Below are 2,906 nucleotides of genomic sequence, written 5' to 3'. Positions count from 1 at the left end.
CCGTGATAACGGATGCCGTACCGGGAAGCCTCCGTACAGCCGCTCTTGCCGTAAAAATCAATATTGCCCTCAAAGCAGAGGGCGCCGACACCCAGCCCTGCCGCCTGCTCAAAGCCATAGTCCAGCAGGATTTTGCCATAGCCCTGACGCTTGTACTCAGGCGCAATGCAGATAGGCCCCATGGTCATAATGGGAACGCTCCTGCCATCATCCGCCTTGATTTCCGCCCGCATAAAAATAACCTGTCCTATCAGCCTGCCCGCCAGCTCCATGACAAAATTCAGCTCCGGCACAAATGCCTCATCCTGCCTGAGCTGGTTCAGCACATAATGCTCAAGGCAGCCGGGACGATACACGTTCCAAAAGGCTTCCCGCACCAGATTTTCCACCTGCCGCTGTTCATCCTGCCGCTCATGACGGATAATTACCCTGTTATTGCCATTAACAAACTTCCCAATGCTCATCCGTTCATTACTGCTATTGCCGCCATTACTGCCATTGATACATTCACTATTGATAAAATTCTTGCTCATTGTTTTTTCCTCCTGACGATTTTTGTATCTTCAAATTTTGCGCCTTTGCATTTCAATTTGCAAATCAATTACACCAAAACATAGGAAGCTCCGAACCAAATAAAAAGTCACAGCTCCCCTGCCAAAAATCCATCGGAAGGTCTTATACAAATACCAAGTGCCAATTACTTCAATTGTAGTCCGACCCTCCGGTCAGGCTGCAATCTCCAAGGTGTTGTTCTTCAAACAGCATACTCCTTAAAAACATAAACCATAAAATAAAAATGAAAAGGCTGGCGCAGACAAGCCCCACCAGCCCTGCACACACTATATCGTTACTTTGCCACCGTAACTTTACTCCAACCAATTGACAATTTTAATTGCCAGCTTAATTGCAAATCTTAACCGCCAATTTCACTTGCCGCCCCCATAAATTCCATAGTACAGTGAGCTTAAACCTTAAATTTGTGGGCGCCCTCGGCCAGCTCCTCCGCCATGCGGGAGAGCTGCTGGCAGGCAGCCGCCATTTCCTCTTCGGAGGCCGACTGCTCCTCCGTAGCGGCAGAAACACTCTGAGATTCATCAGAAATCCTGCGGCTCATATCACGCACCTTTTCTACCGCAACAAAAACATTCTTCGTATGGTCGGTAGCCTCCTGCACCCTTTCAGCAATTTCTCCGGACTTGCCAGCCGCCCGGGCCACGGCCTCATCCACATGGCTAAAAGCAGCCCCTGCGTCCTCTGCCATCTTCAGGGCTTCATCCGTCATGTTTTTGCCCTTTACCATGCTTGAAACGGCAGACTGGGTATCCTGCTGAATCTCGCCGATAAGCGCCGCAATCCGGCTGGCCGCATCCTGGGACTGCTCCGCCAGCTTCCTGATTTCCTCGGCCACCACGGCAAAGCCGCGGCCTACTTCGCCAGCCCTTGCCGCCTCAATAGCGGCATTCAGTGCCAAAAGGTTTGTCTGACCGGCGATGCCTGTAATGGTATCCGTAATCTCGCCAATGGTGTGGGATCGCTCCCCCAGCTGATTGACAACCTCGGCAGAATCCGCCACTGCCTGCTGCAAAGCCTTCATGCCCTCCAGCGCATGCCCGATTACTTTGCTGCCATCCTGAGAGGCCTGACGCGCCATTTCTGTCTGACCCACGCTGTTTTTCACATCCGCATCAACATCCTGCATACCGGCAGAAAGCCTTTCCAGAGCCGCCACTGCCAAATTTACAGCCTCAAGCTGGCTGGCGGCAGCTCCTGCCACATCCGTAATAGCACTTGCTGACTGAGTGCCGGCCTGAGCCGACTGTTCCGAGATGTTGGTCAGCTGTCCGGCATGCCCCGCCACCTGATCAGCGGATGCCTGCACATGCTGTACCAGCTCACACATGGAGGACTGAACCGTCTTCAGCGCCCTGGCCATAGCTCCCAGCTCGTCACTGCGGCTCTCATCCAGATGCTGCAGGTCTGACTTGAAATCACCATCAGCAAACTGCTCCAGCGCCTTTGTTGCACTGCCGATAGGCTTGGCAAAGCCGGAAGCCAGATTCATGCCCCACAGGATAATCATTCCCTCCAGCAAAACCAGCAAAACCACGGATACCGCTATCTGATGCCACAGCGCCTCATCGGCCTTTGCCTCATGCTCCGCCACAGCCGCATCAATATAATCAATCCAGGTGCCTGTACAGATAATCCAGCCATAAGGCTTGAACTCCATGGAATATCCGCGCTTTGGCAAATCCTCAGTTTCACCCGGCTTCGGGAAATAGAAATTGGAGTAACCTCCCTCCGGGCTGCTCAGGGCCGCCTTGAATATTTCCTGCATATAGGAACCGCCATGACTGTCCTTGTCATCAATGCGGCGCTTCCCCTCTACCTTCGCTCCCAGCGTCGCGTGAGCCACGCATACCCCGGTAGCCTTGTCATCAGCAAAAAAATATCCCTTGCCGTTGTCGTAGCGATTGGCCTTGATAGTAGCTATAGCCAGCTTCTTTGCCTGTTCCTCAGTCAGCTTGCCCGCCTTCTGCTCCTCATAAATACCGTTCAGGGAGGAAACCAGCCCCTCCGTCTGCAGCTTGATTTCCCTGTCAAACTCCTCCTCCATCATACTGCGATAAGCCGCAGATGCTTCTTGATTCTGCTCAACAATAGAAAAAATGAAATACCCTCCTACAGACACAGTGGCAACTGCACTGAGCATAACAAACAGCATAACCAGCCGCTGCTTAACCGAATCGAATCGCAATTTAACCATCTCCCTTTACAAATATTTCGACAATTACAGTTACAGTATATCACTATTACTTTCTTAATTCAAGTATATGGTAGGGAATTTTGTATTTTTCTTTATTATTTACAATTGATTGGTTATATCCTTTTGCTGCAAAAATAGG

General features: G+C 51.1%; 2 protein-coding genes. Both read right to left on the bottom strand.

The window, feature by feature from the left end:
- Window positions 1-533, bottom strand: a 533-nt coding sequence (locus ACI3UA_RS04165; RefSeq protein ID WP_439723570.1) for a GNAT family N-acetyltransferase, incomplete at its 3' end; no start/stop codon positions are given.
- 431 nt (window positions 534-964) lie between these two features.
- Window positions 965-2,758: a methyl-accepting chemotaxis protein gene (locus ACI3UA_RS04160; protein ID WP_439723569.1), complete on the bottom strand. Its 1,794-nt coding sequence runs from the start codon at window positions 2,756-2,758 to the stop codon at window positions 965-967.
- Window positions 2,759-2,906 lie beyond the last annotated feature (148 nt).

Source organism: Anaerovibrio sp., from assembly GCF_051866355.1.
Lineage (GTDB): Bacteria > Bacillota > Negativicutes > Selenomonadales > Selenomonadaceae > Anaerovibrio.
The sequence above is the reverse complement of the archived record's forward strand: the minus strand, read 5'-3'. Positions and strand labels throughout refer to the sequence as shown.